The organism is Arthrobacter russicus (assembly GCF_031454135.1).
Lineage (GTDB): Bacteria > Actinomycetota > Actinomycetes > Actinomycetales > Micrococcaceae > Renibacterium > Renibacterium russicum.
In genome coordinates this window covers 1195867-1210436 of record NZ_JAVDQF010000001.1, presented here as the reverse complement: position 1 = coordinate 1210436, position 14570 = coordinate 1195867, and the positions used below count along the sequence as shown (strand labels likewise).

General features: G+C 57.0%; 25 protein-coding genes and 1 pseudogene. 3 read left to right on the top strand and 23 right to left on the bottom strand.

Annotation, left to right across the window (positions count from 1 at the left end):
• Positions 1–144: 144 nt before the first annotated feature.
• The 21 genes from JOE69_RS05680 to JOE69_RS17845 all read right to left on the bottom strand — a co-directional run bounded on the left by JOE69_RS05680 (position 145) and on the right by JOE69_RS17845 (position 10797).
• Positions 145–888 carry a hypothetical protein gene (locus JOE69_RS05680; RefSeq protein WP_309796822.1) on the bottom strand — a complete coding sequence of 248 codons (744 nt, stop codon included), beginning with the start codon at positions 886–888 and terminating at the stop codon, positions 145–147.
• A 94-nt stretch (positions 889–982) separates the two neighbouring features.
• Positions 983–1360 (bottom strand): hypothetical protein, encoded by a 378-nt coding sequence (locus JOE69_RS05675; protein WP_309796821.1) that lies wholly within the window; start codon positions 1358–1360, stop codon positions 983–985.
• A 340-nt stretch (positions 1361–1700) separates the two neighbouring features.
• The gene (locus tag JOE69_RS05670; RefSeq protein ID WP_309796819.1) at positions 1701–2114 is read right to left on the bottom strand and encodes a hypothetical protein; all 414 of its coding nucleotides are present in this window, start codon (positions 2112–2114) and stop codon (positions 1701–1703) included.
• Positions 2111–2407: a hypothetical protein gene (locus tag JOE69_RS05665; RefSeq protein ID WP_309796817.1), complete on the bottom strand. Its 297-nt coding sequence runs from the start codon at positions 2405–2407 to the stop codon at positions 2111–2113. The genes JOE69_RS05670 and JOE69_RS05665 overlap by 4 nt, the downstream gene beginning before the upstream one ends.
• Positions 2404–2688: a hypothetical protein gene (locus JOE69_RS05660; protein ID WP_309796815.1), complete on the bottom strand. Its 285-nt coding sequence runs from the start codon at positions 2686–2688 to the stop codon at positions 2404–2406. Before JOE69_RS05660 ends, JOE69_RS05665 begins: the two co-directional genes overlap by 4 nt.
• The gene (locus JOE69_RS05655) at positions 2685–3059 is read right to left on the bottom strand and encodes a hypothetical protein (RefSeq protein ID WP_309796813.1); all 375 of its coding nucleotides are present in this window, start codon (positions 3057–3059) and stop codon (positions 2685–2687) included. The genes JOE69_RS05660 and JOE69_RS05655 overlap by 4 nt, the downstream gene beginning before the upstream one ends.
• 160 nt (positions 3060–3219) lie before the next feature.
• Complete coding sequence (locus tag JOE69_RS05650; RefSeq protein ID WP_309796811.1) at positions 3220–3414, bottom strand: hypothetical protein; 195 nt, start codon at positions 3412–3414, stop codon at positions 3220–3222.
• Positions 3411–3812 carry a hypothetical protein gene (locus JOE69_RS05645; protein WP_309796810.1) on the bottom strand — a complete coding sequence of 134 codons (402 nt, stop codon included), beginning with the start codon at positions 3810–3812 and terminating at the stop codon, positions 3411–3413. Before JOE69_RS05645 ends, JOE69_RS05650 begins: the two co-directional genes overlap by 4 nt.
• A gap of 64 nt (positions 3813–3876) precedes the next feature.
• Positions 3877–4299, bottom strand: a complete 423-nt coding sequence (locus JOE69_RS05640; RefSeq protein WP_309796808.1) for a hypothetical protein — start codon at positions 4297–4299, stop codon at positions 3877–3879.
• 172 nt (positions 4300–4471) lie between these two features.
• Complete coding sequence (locus JOE69_RS05635) at positions 4472–4690, bottom strand: hypothetical protein (RefSeq protein ID WP_309796805.1); 219 nt, start codon at positions 4688–4690, stop codon at positions 4472–4474.
• A 638-nt stretch (positions 4691–5328) separates the two neighbouring features.
• Positions 5329–5700 (bottom strand): DUF7448 domain-containing protein, encoded by a 372-nt coding sequence (locus JOE69_RS05630; protein ID WP_309796803.1) that lies wholly within the window; start codon positions 5698–5700, stop codon positions 5329–5331.
• Positions 5697–6059 (bottom strand): hypothetical protein, encoded by a 363-nt coding sequence (locus tag JOE69_RS05625; protein ID WP_309796800.1) that lies wholly within the window; start codon positions 6057–6059, stop codon positions 5697–5699. Before JOE69_RS05625 ends, JOE69_RS05630 begins: the two co-directional genes overlap by 4 nt.
• A 217-nt stretch (positions 6060–6276) precedes the next feature.
• On the bottom strand, positions 6277–6627 hold the full coding sequence (locus JOE69_RS05620) for a hypothetical protein (protein ID WP_309796799.1): 351 nt from the start codon (positions 6625–6627) through the stop codon (positions 6277–6279).
• Positions 6628–6633: 6 nt separating this feature from the next.
• The gene (locus JOE69_RS05615) at positions 6634–7014 is read right to left on the bottom strand and encodes a hypothetical protein (protein WP_309796797.1); all 381 of its coding nucleotides are present in this window, start codon (positions 7012–7014) and stop codon (positions 6634–6636) included.
• A 160-nt stretch (positions 7015–7174) separates the two neighbouring features.
• On the bottom strand, positions 7175–7423 hold the full coding sequence (locus tag JOE69_RS05610; protein WP_309796796.1) for a glutaredoxin domain-containing protein: 249 nt from the start codon (positions 7421–7423) through the stop codon (positions 7175–7177).
• Complete coding sequence (locus JOE69_RS05605) at positions 7408–7587, bottom strand: hypothetical protein (protein ID WP_309796793.1); 180 nt, start codon at positions 7585–7587, stop codon at positions 7408–7410. Before JOE69_RS05605 ends, JOE69_RS05610 begins: the two co-directional genes overlap by 16 nt.
• Positions 7588–7768: 181 nt before the next feature.
• Positions 7769–8233, bottom strand: a complete 465-nt coding sequence (locus tag JOE69_RS05600) for a single-stranded DNA-binding protein (RefSeq protein ID WP_309796791.1) — start codon at positions 8231–8233, stop codon at positions 7769–7771.
• Entirely contained in the window at positions 8230–8976 is a 747-nt protein-coding gene (locus JOE69_RS05595) for a recombinase family protein (protein WP_309796790.1), read from the bottom strand. Before JOE69_RS05595 ends, JOE69_RS05600 begins: the two co-directional genes overlap by 4 nt.
• Complete coding sequence (locus tag JOE69_RS05590; protein ID WP_309796789.1) at positions 8969–9778, bottom strand: PD-(D/E)XK nuclease-like domain-containing protein; 810 nt, start codon at positions 9776–9778, stop codon at positions 8969–8971. The genes JOE69_RS05595 and JOE69_RS05590 overlap by 8 nt, the downstream gene beginning before the upstream one ends.
• Positions 9779–9884: 106 nt before the next feature.
• Entirely contained in the window at positions 9885–10277 is a 393-nt protein-coding gene (locus JOE69_RS05585) for a hypothetical protein (protein ID WP_309796787.1), read from the bottom strand.
• 319 nt (positions 10278–10596) lie between these two features.
• On the bottom strand, positions 10597–10797 hold the full coding sequence (locus tag JOE69_RS17845; protein ID WP_374709739.1) for a helix-turn-helix domain-containing protein: 201 nt from the start codon (positions 10795–10797) through the stop codon (positions 10597–10599).
• A 261-nt stretch (positions 10798–11058) separates the two neighbouring features.
• On the opposite strand from JOE69_RS17845, the gene JOE69_RS05580 reads away from it, so the two are divergent.
• The 3 genes and pseudogenes from JOE69_RS05580 to JOE69_RS05570 all read left to right on the top strand — a co-directional run bounded on the left by JOE69_RS05580 (position 11059) and on the right by JOE69_RS05570 (position 12180).
• Positions 11059–11601, top strand: coding sequence for a helix-turn-helix domain-containing protein (locus tag JOE69_RS05580; RefSeq protein WP_309796785.1), 543 nt, complete (start codon positions 11059–11061; stop codon positions 11599–11601).
• Positions 11602–11633: 32 nt separating this feature from the next.
• Complete coding sequence (locus JOE69_RS05575; RefSeq protein ID WP_309796783.1) at positions 11634–12038, top strand: M48 family metalloprotease; 405 nt, start codon at positions 11634–11636, stop codon at positions 12036–12038.
• Positions 12039–12102: 64 nt separating this feature from the next.
• Positions 12103–12180 (top strand): annotated as a pseudogene (locus tag JOE69_RS05570).
• A gap of 137 nt (positions 12181–12317) precedes the next feature.
• Here the strand turns inward: JOE69_RS05570 and JOE69_RS05565 are convergent.
• On the bottom strand, positions 12318–13535 hold the full coding sequence (locus JOE69_RS05565) for a hypothetical protein (RefSeq protein WP_309796781.1): 1218 nt from the start codon (positions 13533–13535) through the stop codon (positions 12318–12320).
• A gap of 451 nt (positions 13536–13986) precedes the next feature.
• On the bottom strand, positions 13987–14409 hold the full coding sequence (locus JOE69_RS05560; protein ID WP_309796780.1) for a TetR/AcrR family transcriptional regulator C-terminal domain-containing protein: 423 nt from the start codon (positions 14407–14409) through the stop codon (positions 13987–13989).
• Between the last annotated feature and the right edge of the window lie 161 nt (positions 14410–14570).

Below are 14570 nucleotides of genomic sequence, written 5' to 3'. Positions count from 1 at the left end.
TAATGAATGAGTTGGAGCGTGTCCTGTGATACAGAGCTAGTCTTAGTCATTGCTGGCCTTCTGCTCTAGTTGGGTACAGTTGTCCCACGTTTTTAGGGTAAATGTTTTCGAGTCGGTTGTCAAGCGTTAGAACAGGTTTTCTTTTCACGCGGTCTTGGTGTGGGCATAAATCGTGTGCAGGGCGTAGAGTTTCCGGCCTTTGCTGTCGGTGTCCGCTGGGGTGATGTGCTGGTGCTTGGCCCAGTTTTCGAGATCTTTGGTCGTGACTCTGACCCCGTTTCTGTTGAGCAGTCGCACGGCTTCGGCGGCACGGTAGAGCCGGTCTTCTGCGCCGAGAGCGCTGAGGACGCGATCGCGACGGTAGGCGTCTACTTCATAGACTTGTGAGCACGTCCCGCACGTGGTTTCCTGTTGGTCTTCGTCGGCGGTGAGCGTTGTCCCGCATTCGCATTCACCGACAATGACCCGCGTTGTTGAGCCGACAATGAGCCGTTCAGCCCGGGCCTTCGCGTCGGTGAGTTGGGTTTTCAGTGATTGCACGCCTTGGTAGGTGGCCAAACGGTCGAACCTACCTAGGACGGCGTGTACAGCTTCGAGTGCGGACGAGTACGTGCCTTCGTGACCGGTAGCCAACCACATCACCAGCAACAGGTGTTGTAGCTCGACTTCGAGCATGTACGAATCGTGATTGATGGGCGGGCGCGAACCGTAGGCGTGTCCGGTGCCGGCGGTGTGGTTGGTGACATCTTGCTTGGCGGTGGTCGTGCCCAGCTCAGCCAGCAGCTCGGGGATGTCGATGAGCAGATTGCGGAGGCTGTGCGTGTCCGTGTCCAGGCAGATATTGCAGATCAGGTTTTGGGTGGGTCGGGAGCACTGGCACATGTTCATTTCCGGTTCCTTGGTGTGGTGATGATCCAGATTGCGTTGATGAGCGTGGCACCGACAGCGAAGCCGAAGGCCCACGCGGTCCAGGTCTCCGGCGTCATGTTTCCTCCTTATGTAAAGTTTCGGCCCATTTTTTTACATGTTTGGGTGAGGGTGAAAGGTTTTTGACAGGTGCCCAGTCGGTCACTTCGCGGGTAAACAGCATCCCGTTGTAGCGTTCGGCATCGTCGCCCACTCTTAGTGCGTCGGTTCCGTGGCCCCAAAAAATGCCGGACTGGTCCTTGACGGCGTATTCGGTGTGGGTGGTTGGTGTCGGATGCTCAGCCAGGAGTGCGGCGACTTCGTCTGTTGTGAAGTAGCGGTCCTTCATGACTATGCCGTCGAAGGTCACGAGCTTTATGCGTGCATGTTCCTTTTCGCGATTTGTTTCCAACCAGTTTTGGAGTGCGGCCCGTAGCGGGTCAGTGGCGCTCATTTTCCCTCCAGGTGTTTGGTGATGGTGGATACTGTCGGGCACGGGTAGTAGTCGCCGCAGACAGTGCACAAGTCTTCGTAGGGATGCGAGCCGGGGTCCTTTTTATGCAATTCCAGAATTTCTTGTAGCGCGGCAGCCATTGCTGGGCCAAGTGACCGTGACGCGGTGATGAATGCCCCGTCTGGCTCGGCTTGCACCGAGGCGACCGTGGGTGTCCCGAATCCTGGCCGGGCTGAGATCGTCCGGGCAGGCATCCCATTCACTAAGGGCAGGAATGACCACGGCCCACTAGTGGCTTGGTCGGCTAGGGCTTGGTATTTGGCCAGTGTCGCTGTGGCGGTCATGCTTCCTCCTCGGGTTTCGTCCAGACCGCAACCTCGAAGCCGTCGGAATTCATCCGGGCAAGAATGCCCTCGTCGTGGAAAAGTTCCTCATTTCCGTCTACGTACCAGGTGCCAAAAAACTTACCGAACCGGTGCGCGATTTCCTGACGCCCTCCATGGTCGCGGTAGCGGATCACCGCGCCCTTATCCTGCGGGAGTTTCACGGGTGGTTTCGGTGCCTCAGCGAGCAAGTCATAACCGTGCGCCGATTCGCCTATCCAATGCCCCTCTGGTGTGAGCCAGCCGCCTTCCCTCTCCTCTGCGGCAACACCGATTCTTACGAGGTCATCGATTTTTGCCGCGATGGTCATGCCGGGTTCTACTTCGTCAGCGGTCAAGCGTCGGAGCACGGGTAATTGGTAATCAGTCATGGTGTGGTCCTTAGCGAGTCAATAGCGGCAGGGACGTCTTCGTAGGCGCTGATCACTTCTACCGACGCCAGATCGTAAACCGCTGCCTTGACTTTTTGGTCGTGAATGGCTTCTTTGGCGGCGTCGAGGATGACCGGGAGAACCGCCTCAGCCCGACGCAGGTATTTCCCGCTGTACCCCTCGTACTGCGTTTCCGTCCAGGTGAGTTTCCGCTCCCGGTCTCCGTACCCAGTGACGAGCGGCTCTAGGTTGTAGAGGGCTTCGGCTACTTGCTGTGTCAGGCTCGTGCTCATTGGTTTTCCTCGTCCGCGAATTTCCAGAAGTACACGTTCTGGCCGTTCTCCATTGCGTGCCGGCGGGCTTGTAGCTCGTCCTGGTAGACGGCTTTCACTTCTTCGTCGTAGCTGCCGACGATCCACACGCCGGGCTTCGGGTCCACGCGGGCTGGCTTCTTGCCTTCGAGTTCAAGGACGCGGCACGCGAACTCAGCCGGAATGTCATCAGGGATGGGCCAGTCGCCGCCGGTCACGTCCCACCAGAGGTTCAGGTAATCGGCCTTGGTCTCGGTACTCATGGGTTCTCCTCCGCTTTGGCTTTCTCCCAAAAATCAGCGAATATCAGCACGTCGCCCGTATCAATGTTTGCTAGACCAATTGATTGGCTTCCCCATGGCGATTCCCCGTCGAAAAGGACATAGATGCGTTTGCCCTTGAGTTCTTCCCAGGTGTGAGCCTTGAGGGTTTCCAGGATCGTTCCCAGGAAGTCGGCTCCGAAGCGATTGCGGATGAAGTAGCCGCCCAGGGTGCATCCGATCGAACCGGCTGAACAGTGCAGGTAGGCGGTCATTATGCCGTGGTCTTCAAACCCCAAGGTCGTCCGGTCGATGGTCATCACTTCGGCCCGGTAGGCCCGGTCTTCGTGGTCGATCTCGATTTTGACCGTCATTGGTTTTCCTTCGGCTCCGGTTCGTGCGTTTGGTAGTCTTTGATTTCGTGGGCTTGGACTAGATCCATAGCTTTTTTAGATGCTGTCTCGGCCACAATGAATTCGCAGGTGTCGCAGCGCCCAGTAAAGCTACCGGCCCGGTTCGGGAAGACAATGCCCATTAGCCAGGCTCCGGTTCTGTCGTTTGATCTGTGGTGACTTCGCGCCCCGCGAATGGGTCACCAGTCTTGGTCGACCAGGTGAACGGTGCTTCGTCGTCATTGCGGGCATCGCAGACATCCGGGAGGTTCAGCCATAGGAAGTCGGCGTTGCAGTAGATGCACCGGCTGGCGATGAAAATGTGCTCCCGGCTCATCGTCCTAGCTCCTGTTCTGTCGATCTGTGGCTTTGGTCTTCAGTGTTGCCGCTCACGATTACCTCGTAAGCTGCGTCAAGGACTTGCTGCTCGGTGGTGAAAATATCACCGAAGCCAGAAGCGCATTCTCCGACTTGCACACCGTCAAGATAGATCGCACCGAACCACTGGTTCCGCAGTTTTTCGTCTTCCGGCTCATACGGCCAGTCGATTTCGTAGGTTTTGCCGCCCCACTCGAAGGTGCTAATCGTGTCCGGATGACTCATGACCGCCCCTTTCCGAAGCGCTTGACTTCGGGAAAAATGTGCACAAAAACGTGGTAATCCCTGGCCAACGACGCCCGAAATATGGAGTTGTTGATGAGCATCTGAAGTGTGATTGCTTTCGACCGATTCCAACGCTTAGATCCTCGGTACTTCATGCGGGGGAAGTTGTTTGGGGTGCGTGCAAGCTGGCCCCGGCTCATGGTGTGGCCTTGGTGACCGTAGCCGGGGACCACTTCGTGATCTCGGGCTGGAGTGCGCATCCGCGGCCTCCAGGGAAGCGCCTTTCGCCATTCCAGTAACCGTTTACGTCAAGGAATGCGAGGAATGGCGGTTCAATCTCCTCGCCCTCGAATTCTTCGACGTACACGAGGCTTCCGGGTTTGGTGGGGAGCTTCGGGGCCGGGCGATCCACCAGGTAGAACTCGTCGTCGGCGTCAAAGTGCCGGATGCCGCCCTGTTGGTTGTATACCTTGAAGAATTCAATGTTCCCGACAGTCCCGGCGGCGATCCTTGAAACCGTCATTTTCCATTTCGCGCTGATTCCGCACACGAGGGTTGTCCACTGGATGGTGTCGCCTACACGGATGTCGGTGGCTTTGATCGTGCGGTGAGTGTTCATGCTGCATCCTCCAAATGTCCGGGGCAGTCAACCCAAGTGATGTTTTGGACGCCGGGCAAGGGGCTGGCTCCGTTGTCTACGCGCTTGCGGTGTTCACGGCATCGAGTTGAACCGGCGTGTTCGTGATCGTCTTTCGGTCCGCCCTTCCGCAGGCCGCAATGACAAAAATTGCTCATGCTTGGGCCTGCCTCAGGGTGCGCAGCTCGGCTTGGAGCGCGGTCATTTCTCGGTCGTCTTCGGCTGCCATTTCGGCCCAGTCCAGCGCTTCGGACGTGTCGGACCGGAGGAGGGCTTGTGCTGATTTCCAGGCTGCGGTGTCGCGGCTGGTGCGGACTTCCGCGATCCGCTCGGTCAAAGCACTGACGTTGACGATCGTTGGTGTGGTGTTCATGGTGTTCCTTCCGGGGTCTGGTGCTCAACCTGACAACAACAATTCTACTCCGAAAACACTTCATAAGCAATACATAAATACATCAGTTTCCGAGTCGCATCAAAGCGGCGAAGTCCTCCAACGTCATCGAAACCCACTGCTCACCCGCCGCGCTCTTGCCGTGCCGCTTATGCACCACCACACCCACCACCGCACCATCATTCGCAGCCTCACGCCGAGCCTCACCAGTCCACGCAGGCAAACACAACACGCTCGTGTTCTTACACTCAACAACCACCCGACGCCCAAGGAATCTGAGTCCACCAATATCGCCCTTATCAGCCGCACCAGTCTTCACCCGACGATCAACCCGATCATCAACCACAGCCGCCAAATAATCCGCCACCAACCGCTCAAACCCCGCACCAGCAGCCCGCGCAGACCGCCGACTACGCACACGCGGACCACGACCTGCCGCCTTTTCGCCGCTCATTTTGCGGTTGCTCTGAGGTAGGTGTTTGCGATGTTTTGTGCGTAGGAGAAGGTGCTTGTTGAGGCTTGGTTTCGTCCTGGTTGTGGGTATTGGACGATCCATTGGCGTTCGCTGAAGTGGCCTTTGGTGCAGTGGGTGCAGTTGCATTGGTAGATCCTGATGCGGTTCATGATTGATCCTTGCTTGTGATGTTGAGGTTGATTGAGTGGCAGTAGTAGCCGCTGGTCGGGGTTCCTTCGATATCGATTGCCAACACTTCGGTTGCTTCTGCTAGGACGTGGATTGTGTATTTTTGGTCGAAATCTTGATCGTCTGCGGCTTTGTCTTCAACTTGGATGTTGGTGATCATGTTCTGTGTGAGATGTCCAGCGTGTAGTTCCGCGCTGAACCATGCGCAGCAATCCGAGGTGTCTTCGAATTCGAGAATCGTTCCGTCGTTTAGTGTGCAGGTGTTGTTTTTGGTGTCGATGTTGGTGATGGTTTTTCCGAGAACTATTTTTGCTAGGTCGTCTTCGGTCATGTCGTAGATGCGGTTCATTTTGGGTCTCCTGGGTCGTGGTGTTTGCCTCGGGCTTCGCGGGGTCGTTGTCCGAGTTTTTCGTCTGCGATGCAGCAGCGGCAGTTGTGCGCGGTTTCGCCTTCGTGGTCTTCGCAAGCGGGTTGTGTGCCCGGTTTTGTGGCGCGGTTTTGGTGCCTGTATTGGTCGAAGATGATTGCTGCCGGTGTTTTGGCTTGCTGGTCTTTGGCTGCGTTGAGTGCTTGGTCCAGGGCTTGTCCTGGAGTGTGGGAGTGGGCCAGTGCTTGTAGGGCTTTCATGATGCCGTTGATGGTCCAGGCTGGGCGTTGGGCTTGGATTATTGCGGTGAGGTGTTGGGCTGTTTCTTGGCTGAAGTTCATGGGATTTTTCCTCCTCCGTGTTGTTTTCTCGCGGGTTACTTAAGTGACGATGGCGGAGAAGTCTCCACAATTTTTTTGGGAAAAGCGGTAGGTGAGTTAAGTACTTGGTCTTGGTCTTGGTCTTGGGCACTGTTCCGGTTGGCGTGACGGACGGTGTTCGGAACGGGGCTGTCACAGCGTCCGTCACGGTGTGACAGCATGCGTGACATTGGTTCGGTTAGATGCTTGCGTCGGGGTGTTCGTCTCGCCATTTTTGTTTCCGCATTCTGGCTTTTTCTCGCTCGGCTATGACTTTGGTTCGGGTTCGTTGGTATTCGTCCCATGAAAGGAATTGGTAGTCGCCGTCTGGTGCTTCTTCCCAGAAGCCGGTTTGGACTAGGTGGTTGGCGAGTTTGGTGCCGTTGGGCCAGGTTTGGATGTACCAGAGCGGCACTAGGCCGTCTGTGAGGAAGTCTGTGCAGTAGGTGCCGCAGACTGTCCAGAGACCGATTGCGTTGAGACCGGCTTTGCGGACTTTGGGGTGTCCGTGCATTTTGTCATCGGCATTGAACCAGGGGATGGGGATCACGGCCTTTCACGCGGTGGTTTTTTCGAGCCAGTGGGTGCGGAATGAGTTGTGTGCTGTGCGGAGATGGTTTTCGGCTTGGGCGCGGTTGATGCCTGCTTGGTATTGGGTGTCGAAGAAGGTTTTGGCGTGGCCGTAGGCGGTTTCTCGGATGAACGGGCCGTGTTTTTCGAGTTGCGCTAGGGCTCGGTTTTCTTCGGTTTTGGCGGCTTCGATTTGGGCTTGGTAGCGGCTGATGCGTTGGCGTTGCCGTTGTACTTGGAGGGCCATCTGGTCCGCTTCGTGCTTGGCCTTTTCGTACTGGGCGATGAGCCGCTCTTTTCGGGCGGTCTGGTTTCGTGTTTGCTGGCTGATTTTTCGGGTGTCACCGGCCCATTGATAGCCGCTCATCTGGTGCCCTGAGTTTTGAATGTTCTACCGGTGTACCGGTCGTAGGTGGTGCCGCACGAGCACCGATTCCAGGTGCACGTCCTGGTAGTGCAGTGGGGCACGGAGTTCACGGCCGCGTAAACCGCGCACACTGGGCACTGTTTGATCGGGGTTTCACTTTTCATGGGTGGATTCCTTTGATTTGCGCCGGTTGGAAGCCTTCCCAGTCGCGGACTACCTCGCCGTTGCGGGTGAGGGTGACCACCGGGGCACGGAGGTAGCCCAGTGTGTGCTTTACGTAGGTGAGGGCTGCCGGTTCACGGGTGATGTCGATCTCGTCGTAGCTGATGAGTTCGCGGTCCATGAGCTTCTTCGTCATGGTGCATTGGGCGCATCCGGGCTGGGTGTAGATGGTCACTTGGTACGGCATAGCCAGGCCTGATCGTCGTGCAAGGCTTTCTCTGCCCGGCTTTTGGTGTACCCGCGCTGGTACGCATGGCGGAGGGTTTCGTCCTGATAGGTTGCGGGCTTTTCGCCGGTGTACCCGTCTACCTCGCCATACTCGAACGCTGCTTTGATCTGCTCAGAGGTCATCACGGGTCCGCCTCTTGGCGTGTTGGTAGTAGCCAGTGACAAGCCGACAGTCCCGACAATCGCGGTGCCGGTTGTGATGATTGACGAAGGATCGTCCGCACCGCTCACAGACGCCTTCCCCGTAGCCTGGTTTGGGTGGGTAGGGTTTCGTTCTACCTTGAATGGGTTCCATGGTCGCGGCCTAAAACGGCGGCTCTGCCGGTGCCGGGGTCGCCCACGGGTCGGCAGCCGGTGTGCTGGGTTGTTGTGGGGTCCAGGTGCCGTTGCTGGCTGGCTTGGGTTCGCGTTGGGTGCGGTTGACTTTGGCGTTCGCATACTTCAGCGAGGGGCCGATTTCGTCTACTTCAAGCTCTATGACGGTGCGCTTTTCGCCGTTTTTCGTCTCGTAGGTGCGGGATTTGAGTTTCCCGGTGACGATCACTCGGGTGCCCTTGGTGAGGGACTCAGCCACGTTCTCGGCGGCTTCTTTCCACACGGCGCAAGGCAGGAACAGTGTTTCGCCGTCCTTCCACTCATTCGCTGCACGGTCGAAGACACGCAGCGTGCAGGCAATGGTGAAGTTCGCGACCGGCGAGCCGGACGGCGTGAACCGCAACTCCGGGTCGTTGGTCAGGTTCCCGGCGATGGTCTGAATATTGGTGCTCATGTGGTTGCCTCCTTGGCGGCGTTTCCTGCTGCGACGATTTGCGCGATGACTTCTTGTGGGGCGTTGGTGGTAGTCGCTTCGTGCCAGAGCGCGGTCAGGGTTTCGGTGTCCCCGGCAGCGTTGCCGATTTCTGTAGCCCAGTCGCGTCCACTCGGCGGGCTATCGACAATTTCGCCAGGCAAGTCGTCGTTGCCATTGGCGTCTAGGAGGTCTACTGCCGATGGTGCTGGGCTGGGGCGTTCTCCCAAGTCGCCAAGCTCGTCGGGGGTGTAAGCGACGCCGTAAAGCGCTTCAGGACAGGCCAGCCGGGCGACAGCCGATATTGCTCGCCATTGGAGCATGGTGCCTGGTTGTTTCTTGTAGTTGTCTTTGGCGTGCAACCCCATGCCCTGAGCCCACTTCAGGTCGCGGGTGACTTTGAATTCAAAGTCTGGGTCATCGGCGCGGATGATTTGTGCTGTGCAAGTTGTCTCATCACCGATGACGCGGAGTTTGTGCCCTGCTTTGCGGACATTCGCCGCAATGAGTTCGGCTGACGCTGTTGGCTTGCCCTGGATCACATCGATCCGGTACAGCGACTCGGCAGGAGAGAGACCCATTGCCTGGCCCAGCCCGACGGCTAGAAGAATGTCCGCTGGTTTGCCTCGGTATGCCTGGGGGAGCATCGCACCCGTTGATACGGCTTGTGCGTAGTCCATTTGGGCGCGTAGTCCGCCGTCTGAGGCTTTGACGATTTCAGTCATGATTTAGCAGTCCTTCCATTTGTTGGGCAGCCCAGGCGGGAAGCTCAATTTGCTCTGATCTGGGGTAGCCGGGCCAGATCCCGGTTTTCGTGCATTCTTGGTAGATGCGTTTCGCCCTGGTGTTTAGGCGTCGTCCCATGTCCACGGCTAGCGGGTGGAGTTCCACTACGGAGACGAGGTAGGGCGGAAATTTCTCAACCAGGACGAACAGGAAGGGCAGTTCCTCGCCGGTCACGGCTTTGATGCCGTCTACGTAGTGGGCGTGTGATTGGTGGTATCCGAAGTCGGCCACGGTTTTGTTGAAATGGCGGGGATCGGCGTTCTTGGTCGTTTTCAAATCGATCAGCAGATCTGGTCGCCACGCATCAGGGCGGCACTTGAGGTCAAGACCGTCTTCTTTCCAGAAAACGGATGTTTCTGCTTTGTGATTGGTGAAGGCTTGCCTTGCCAACGGGTGGGCCATGACCGCGTCCCGCATGCCCACAACCTGCCGGTAGTCCCTGATCAGCAGCGGAGTGAGTCCGTCTGCGTAGGCTGCCGCGCGGGCTTCTTTGGCGTCTCTACTGATCCAGCTGTCAAAATTCACCTGCACAATCCGGCTGTCATCGTTTTCTAGGATCATGGAGTGCGCCGCAGTTCCTAAGTCGAACTCCTTTTTCTCGACCCGGTGATGCAGATCCCATTGGTAGTGCGCAGGGGTACGCATTGCCAGCGTTTTGAGACTTGTCGAACCGAGCGCGTGGTACCGGTGATAGTCGGCGCTGCTGAGCCGGTCAACGATGCCCGCATACAGCGTTTCCATCAGTAACCGACCGCCCATCCGTAAGCAAGGAACATCGCCGCGAAAGGGAGCCCGAAAAGGGCGCCGGCCAAATACTCGTGCAACGCCTGCCCGTGTTTGGTGGGCTTCAGGAAGCCCACGAGAAGCCCGGCTTCGTGTGCAGTTTCGTGGTGTTGAATTTCGCGCCCATCAGAGCGTCAGCGATCGACCGGTTCAACCAGTCTTCCGCGGCTTCGGTCAGTTCTTCACGGTTGCTGATCGTGCCTGCGGCGTTTTCGAGCAGCTCCGGGTGCGTACCGGCTTCGATCTGCGCCAATTCATCCAGCGCTTCAATGGCTTCTTCAAGCACGTAGATCACGCGGAAGTCCGCATTCAACCGGTAAGACAGTTCCCGCATGAACGGGTAGAACAGGTCTTCGTTGAGGTTAAGCCCGTGTTCTTCGTGGTACTCGTTCAAGAAGAATCGCAGCGCCTTGTCTGCTTCGTGCACGGTGAGTGATTTAGGGTATGAGGTATCCATTTCAATTCCTTGCAGGAGGTTGGGTGGGTGCTAGGGGTCTGGGAGGTTGCCGCCTCCTGGACCCCTTCTTATGCTCGGCGGAGTCGCTTGTTTCGTTGTCGAACGGTTTCTTCAGGTATCGCTGATTCGCTGCATCGATCTGCGGGGGGGACTTTCCCGAGTTGAAGGATCGCCGACACATCGCTTTCAGAGAACAAGATCACGGTTCCGAATCGGTGGTGCGGCCAATCAGGGACTTTGCGGTAGATGCTTGTCGTAGACGTTCTGAGAAGGACAGCAAGCTCCTTGACGGTGATGAACGTTGGCAATTCAGTACTGTTCATTTCCAGTCAATTCCAAAAAGCTCAGGTGGGCACCCCAGAGCATCAGCTAGCGGGAGCACCCAGTGTGGCAACACTGGCTTGTACCCGCTTTCCATGAGTGCGTAGTAGCCCCGACTCATTCCTGCTTCTGTGGCTACCGTGTCTTGGCTTAGGTGGTGCTCTTTGCTCAATCGGGCTGGTGCGCGGACGGCCTTCATGCGGAGGCCGACGCGGACATACTCCGGATTTGGTTCGAGCGGGGCGCGAATCCGCTTGCGTCGTCTTTGTGATGTGCTCATGTATCAAGTATGGAGTAACAGCGTATTGCTTGTCAACTCTGCGTGGAGTAACTATGTGCCGTCTGCCTAGTTTTAGCGGTGTATCGCGGGTAACTACAGTGGTGTATTTCCGATTTTTCGTCTCAGTCTCGAAGTGTTCGTGTGGTTGTGTTACTCCACGCGCTCAGGCACAGTGGAGACATGATCAATCGAGAAGTAATGCTCAGCCACATTGGGCACCTGGCAAGGATGCGGCGGAACGAAAAGGGGGTTGGCCTCCGCGAGTTCGCACGCATGGCCGAAATTGGATCGACCCAAACCATCCAAAAGTTCGAAACGGGCGAACGCGAGCCAAACCCGCAATCGCTCCGAAAACTTGAAGACGCGCTCTCCTGGAGTCCCGGCGTCATCAGCCGACTTTTGGATGCGGCCGACAGCGATCCGGAGGGCGTTGACCGAGGCATCGACATGGCTTACATGGACGGCTGGACTGTGGCGGAGCCAGTCAGCAAAGCCTCCGAACTGACCGACCTCGAACTGCTCACCGAGACAATCGCAAGGCTTCACAAATGGGAAGCAAGCCTCAAGGCATCAGAAAACAAGAGCGCCCAGTCTTCGACGCAGTCCGGCGTGCCGGACGAATTCGCGCTCGCCGCTCACACTGGCGTCAGTGAGGGTAAGCGACTGCATGCCGAAGCTCAGAAGCGTGGAGAAGAGTCCCAGGACCACCCTGACCATGAATGAAAACTGTCAGTCGCTAAAGCTAGGATCAGATCATGTTTCACCCTTGGCGGGAACTGCGCAAAAAGCCAGAAATTACCGTCAACTGGACTGAGTTGAATTACACGAATGGCATTACAGACGGCCACAGCACCATTTGGCTGGATAGTCGCCTTCTGCAGGTTGAACGACGATGCGTTCTTGCTCACGAAATGATCCACATTGAACGTGGGCACACTGAATGCCAGAAAACAGCGGCCGAAATCGGAGTCCGTGTAGAGGCTGCCCGAAGACTCATTGCTATGGAAGATCTGCTGCGCTGCAAGCAGTGGGCCCGTTCGGTGTGGGAGCTGGCGGACGAGCTGTGGGTTACGCCGGAAGTTCTCGCTGATCGAATCGGGTACCTAACCGTGGCGGAGTCGGCAGAACTTGATAGTACCGATGAGGACGCAAGCGCCTGATCACCGTATGTCCGCGAGTCACAAGCGATGCATTTAGGTGTTTGGAGGCGACAAATGGTGGCGAGTGGCGTTGTTGTAGCCCCACAAAGATTCCTGTGAATACGGGAGAAAAGCAGGAGTTCGAATCTCCTATGCTCCACCATTGAAACGTACAAAAACACCTGACATCGGTTGATGCGGGTATGTAGAGCGGCGGCAATGCTCACACTGCGGAATTGTCCGCGACGGCTGGATCGAACCGCGATCATCGTTGGAGGGCGGTAATGCCCTCCTGATCCACTACCCCACGCTGATTTGGTCCCAGAACTGTGGATAGAACTGAGACAGGGGACTCTCTGAAGTTGCTCCCTCTTCGAGGGCGGCGCGACATTGCCTCGTAATCTCCTGCCTGTGGAGATCAATCTGAGGCACAAGTGTATAGATGTCAGTCATGTCGATGTGTACAGTCCGATACTGGCCCACGTCGAAGGGCAGAATGTCAGAAGTACGAATGATCTGGACGATCGGCTTTCGCGTTGCGTGTCGAAGCGCGAGTTCGTAGTACACATTTGGGTTGCCGAAGCTGAGGTCAGCGATAACCAGAGCAGCTCGCGCTACGTGGTCCATTACCTGACCGGTAATCAAACCTGGTTTAGCAATTCCGTCGGCTCTCACCGTGCGGAGACCGAGTTCCGCCAACGCAGGCTCAAACAAAGCGGAAAGCATAAGATCGGCATGCTTTCTTTCCTCAGAATCTGCATTACCGATTGGGGAGATGACGAAACATACATCTTCTAGCCCATCGGCAGGTGAGCCTTTTCGGGCAGTTCTCGACGTCGGAGGTGCTTCACTGGTCGGTGCGATCTGGGTGTCGTCCGCTCCGGACACGACTAGCTCTTCAGGTTCCGTATCTTTGAGTGCTTCAATGGCGGCCTCGACGGTAACAAGATGCTCCGAGCCTCCAATGGTTCTGATCAGTCCAAGTTCACGAGCATTGGCAAGGAAGGTCTCTACACATTCCGCAACAATGCTCTCATCGACCTCAGATTCCCGGGCCGCATCGCGAAGGACCTCAGCGGTCGGCAGACGGCTGCCGGAATACTTCTCGTAAATTGAGTTGAAAGAGGAGACCTTGATGATTGCAAGATCGAGGCTTGCCTCCAGGCGCGCTCGATCCGGCGCGGTTGGATTCGAGGCAATCTTTCCTGTGGGAGTCAGGTCGAGCCACTCCGCTGAGTACCCGCCGGTTGTGATGCCATACTGAACACTGCTGGTGATCAGCTTTCGGGTTGGGCCGCTATCGGGCGAGCGATCCAGGGCCTCAAACAGGGTCAACCTCCGAGTGCGCTGGCCCGCCCCATGCTTCTGTATCGCCTGAGCAAGGAACAACGCTTCCTTGAACGAGGTGGCAGGGAACGGCCTGACAGTCCGCTTCTTTCGCGAGGATGAACCACTCGTGTCGTTGATTTCGCTCGCCGGTTCCTTGGAGGCAACTGCGGGACTCTTGGTGTTTGCCATGTATGTACACTACCGGCTGGAATTAACCTTCGGTAAGTGAGCGTGTATAGCTGATCGGCACGCCCGTGCGGGCGGCAAGCTGACCGGACAGGCCTTATGTGTGTCAAGTGGCCTTTTCCACACTGTCATCCGGAGTATCCCGAACCGTTTGGCGATGGGCATAACACTTTCACGGGTGGCACGGGCGATTCGGACAGCGTCTACTTTCTCGTCCGTCAGTGGTGTTCGGGTGCGTCTCGTTAGGTTCAACACCACCCCGGGACCGGGCTCGGAAGCCGCTGACGACTCTGTCACGATGCTTCGTTTCGCACGCTCCCAGACGGATTCTAGCCCTTCGACCCGCCTCCATACGTTCGGTTTGAATCCACCCGCGTCCGTCATTTAGAGGTCCTACCAACGTAAGCGCCTCGCCATGTGCTTGCGTGCGGAACGCCCGCTGTTTCAGCCTGCGCTATTCGCCACGCCATATCTGGCTTCTATCATCAGTACCGCTTCGCCGACCGCGTGTGCTATTGATGCGTCGTCGGGGGGACCAGTTCATGAGCAGCATCCTGGGCCAGAAAACGTAGTTGGAGATCATCCCGAGGAATTGGGCTGCAGCCATCTCCGTGTCGTCGAGCTTGGTGGTCCCCAGCGCGTTCTCGGTGTCGAGATAGCGGCGGACCGAGTCGAAATAGGGCATTTTGCTATGCCCGAAGTGAGCTTCGCCCAACTCGGGGAAGCGCGGCAGCTCGGCGATGACGATGCGGAATAGGGTTGGCGCCGGCGAGCAGGCGTGCAGAAGCCTGTAGGAAGTGGATGCCGAGCCTGTCGAAGGTATCGCGAAATTGCGGGAAAGCGTTTCGACGCTTCGAGAATCCGAAGTCGGAATCATCAGCTCAGCTGCGGTAATGCTCTTACGTATTGACCAGTGTCAATCGCTGCGACCAGTTGTCTACCGGGTCAGCATCGAGCCACTACGTTCGGTGCAGTCCGTCGCGTAGATCGTCGATCTGAGTCTCGATGATGCTGATCCTAAATGATTCGGTGGCTATA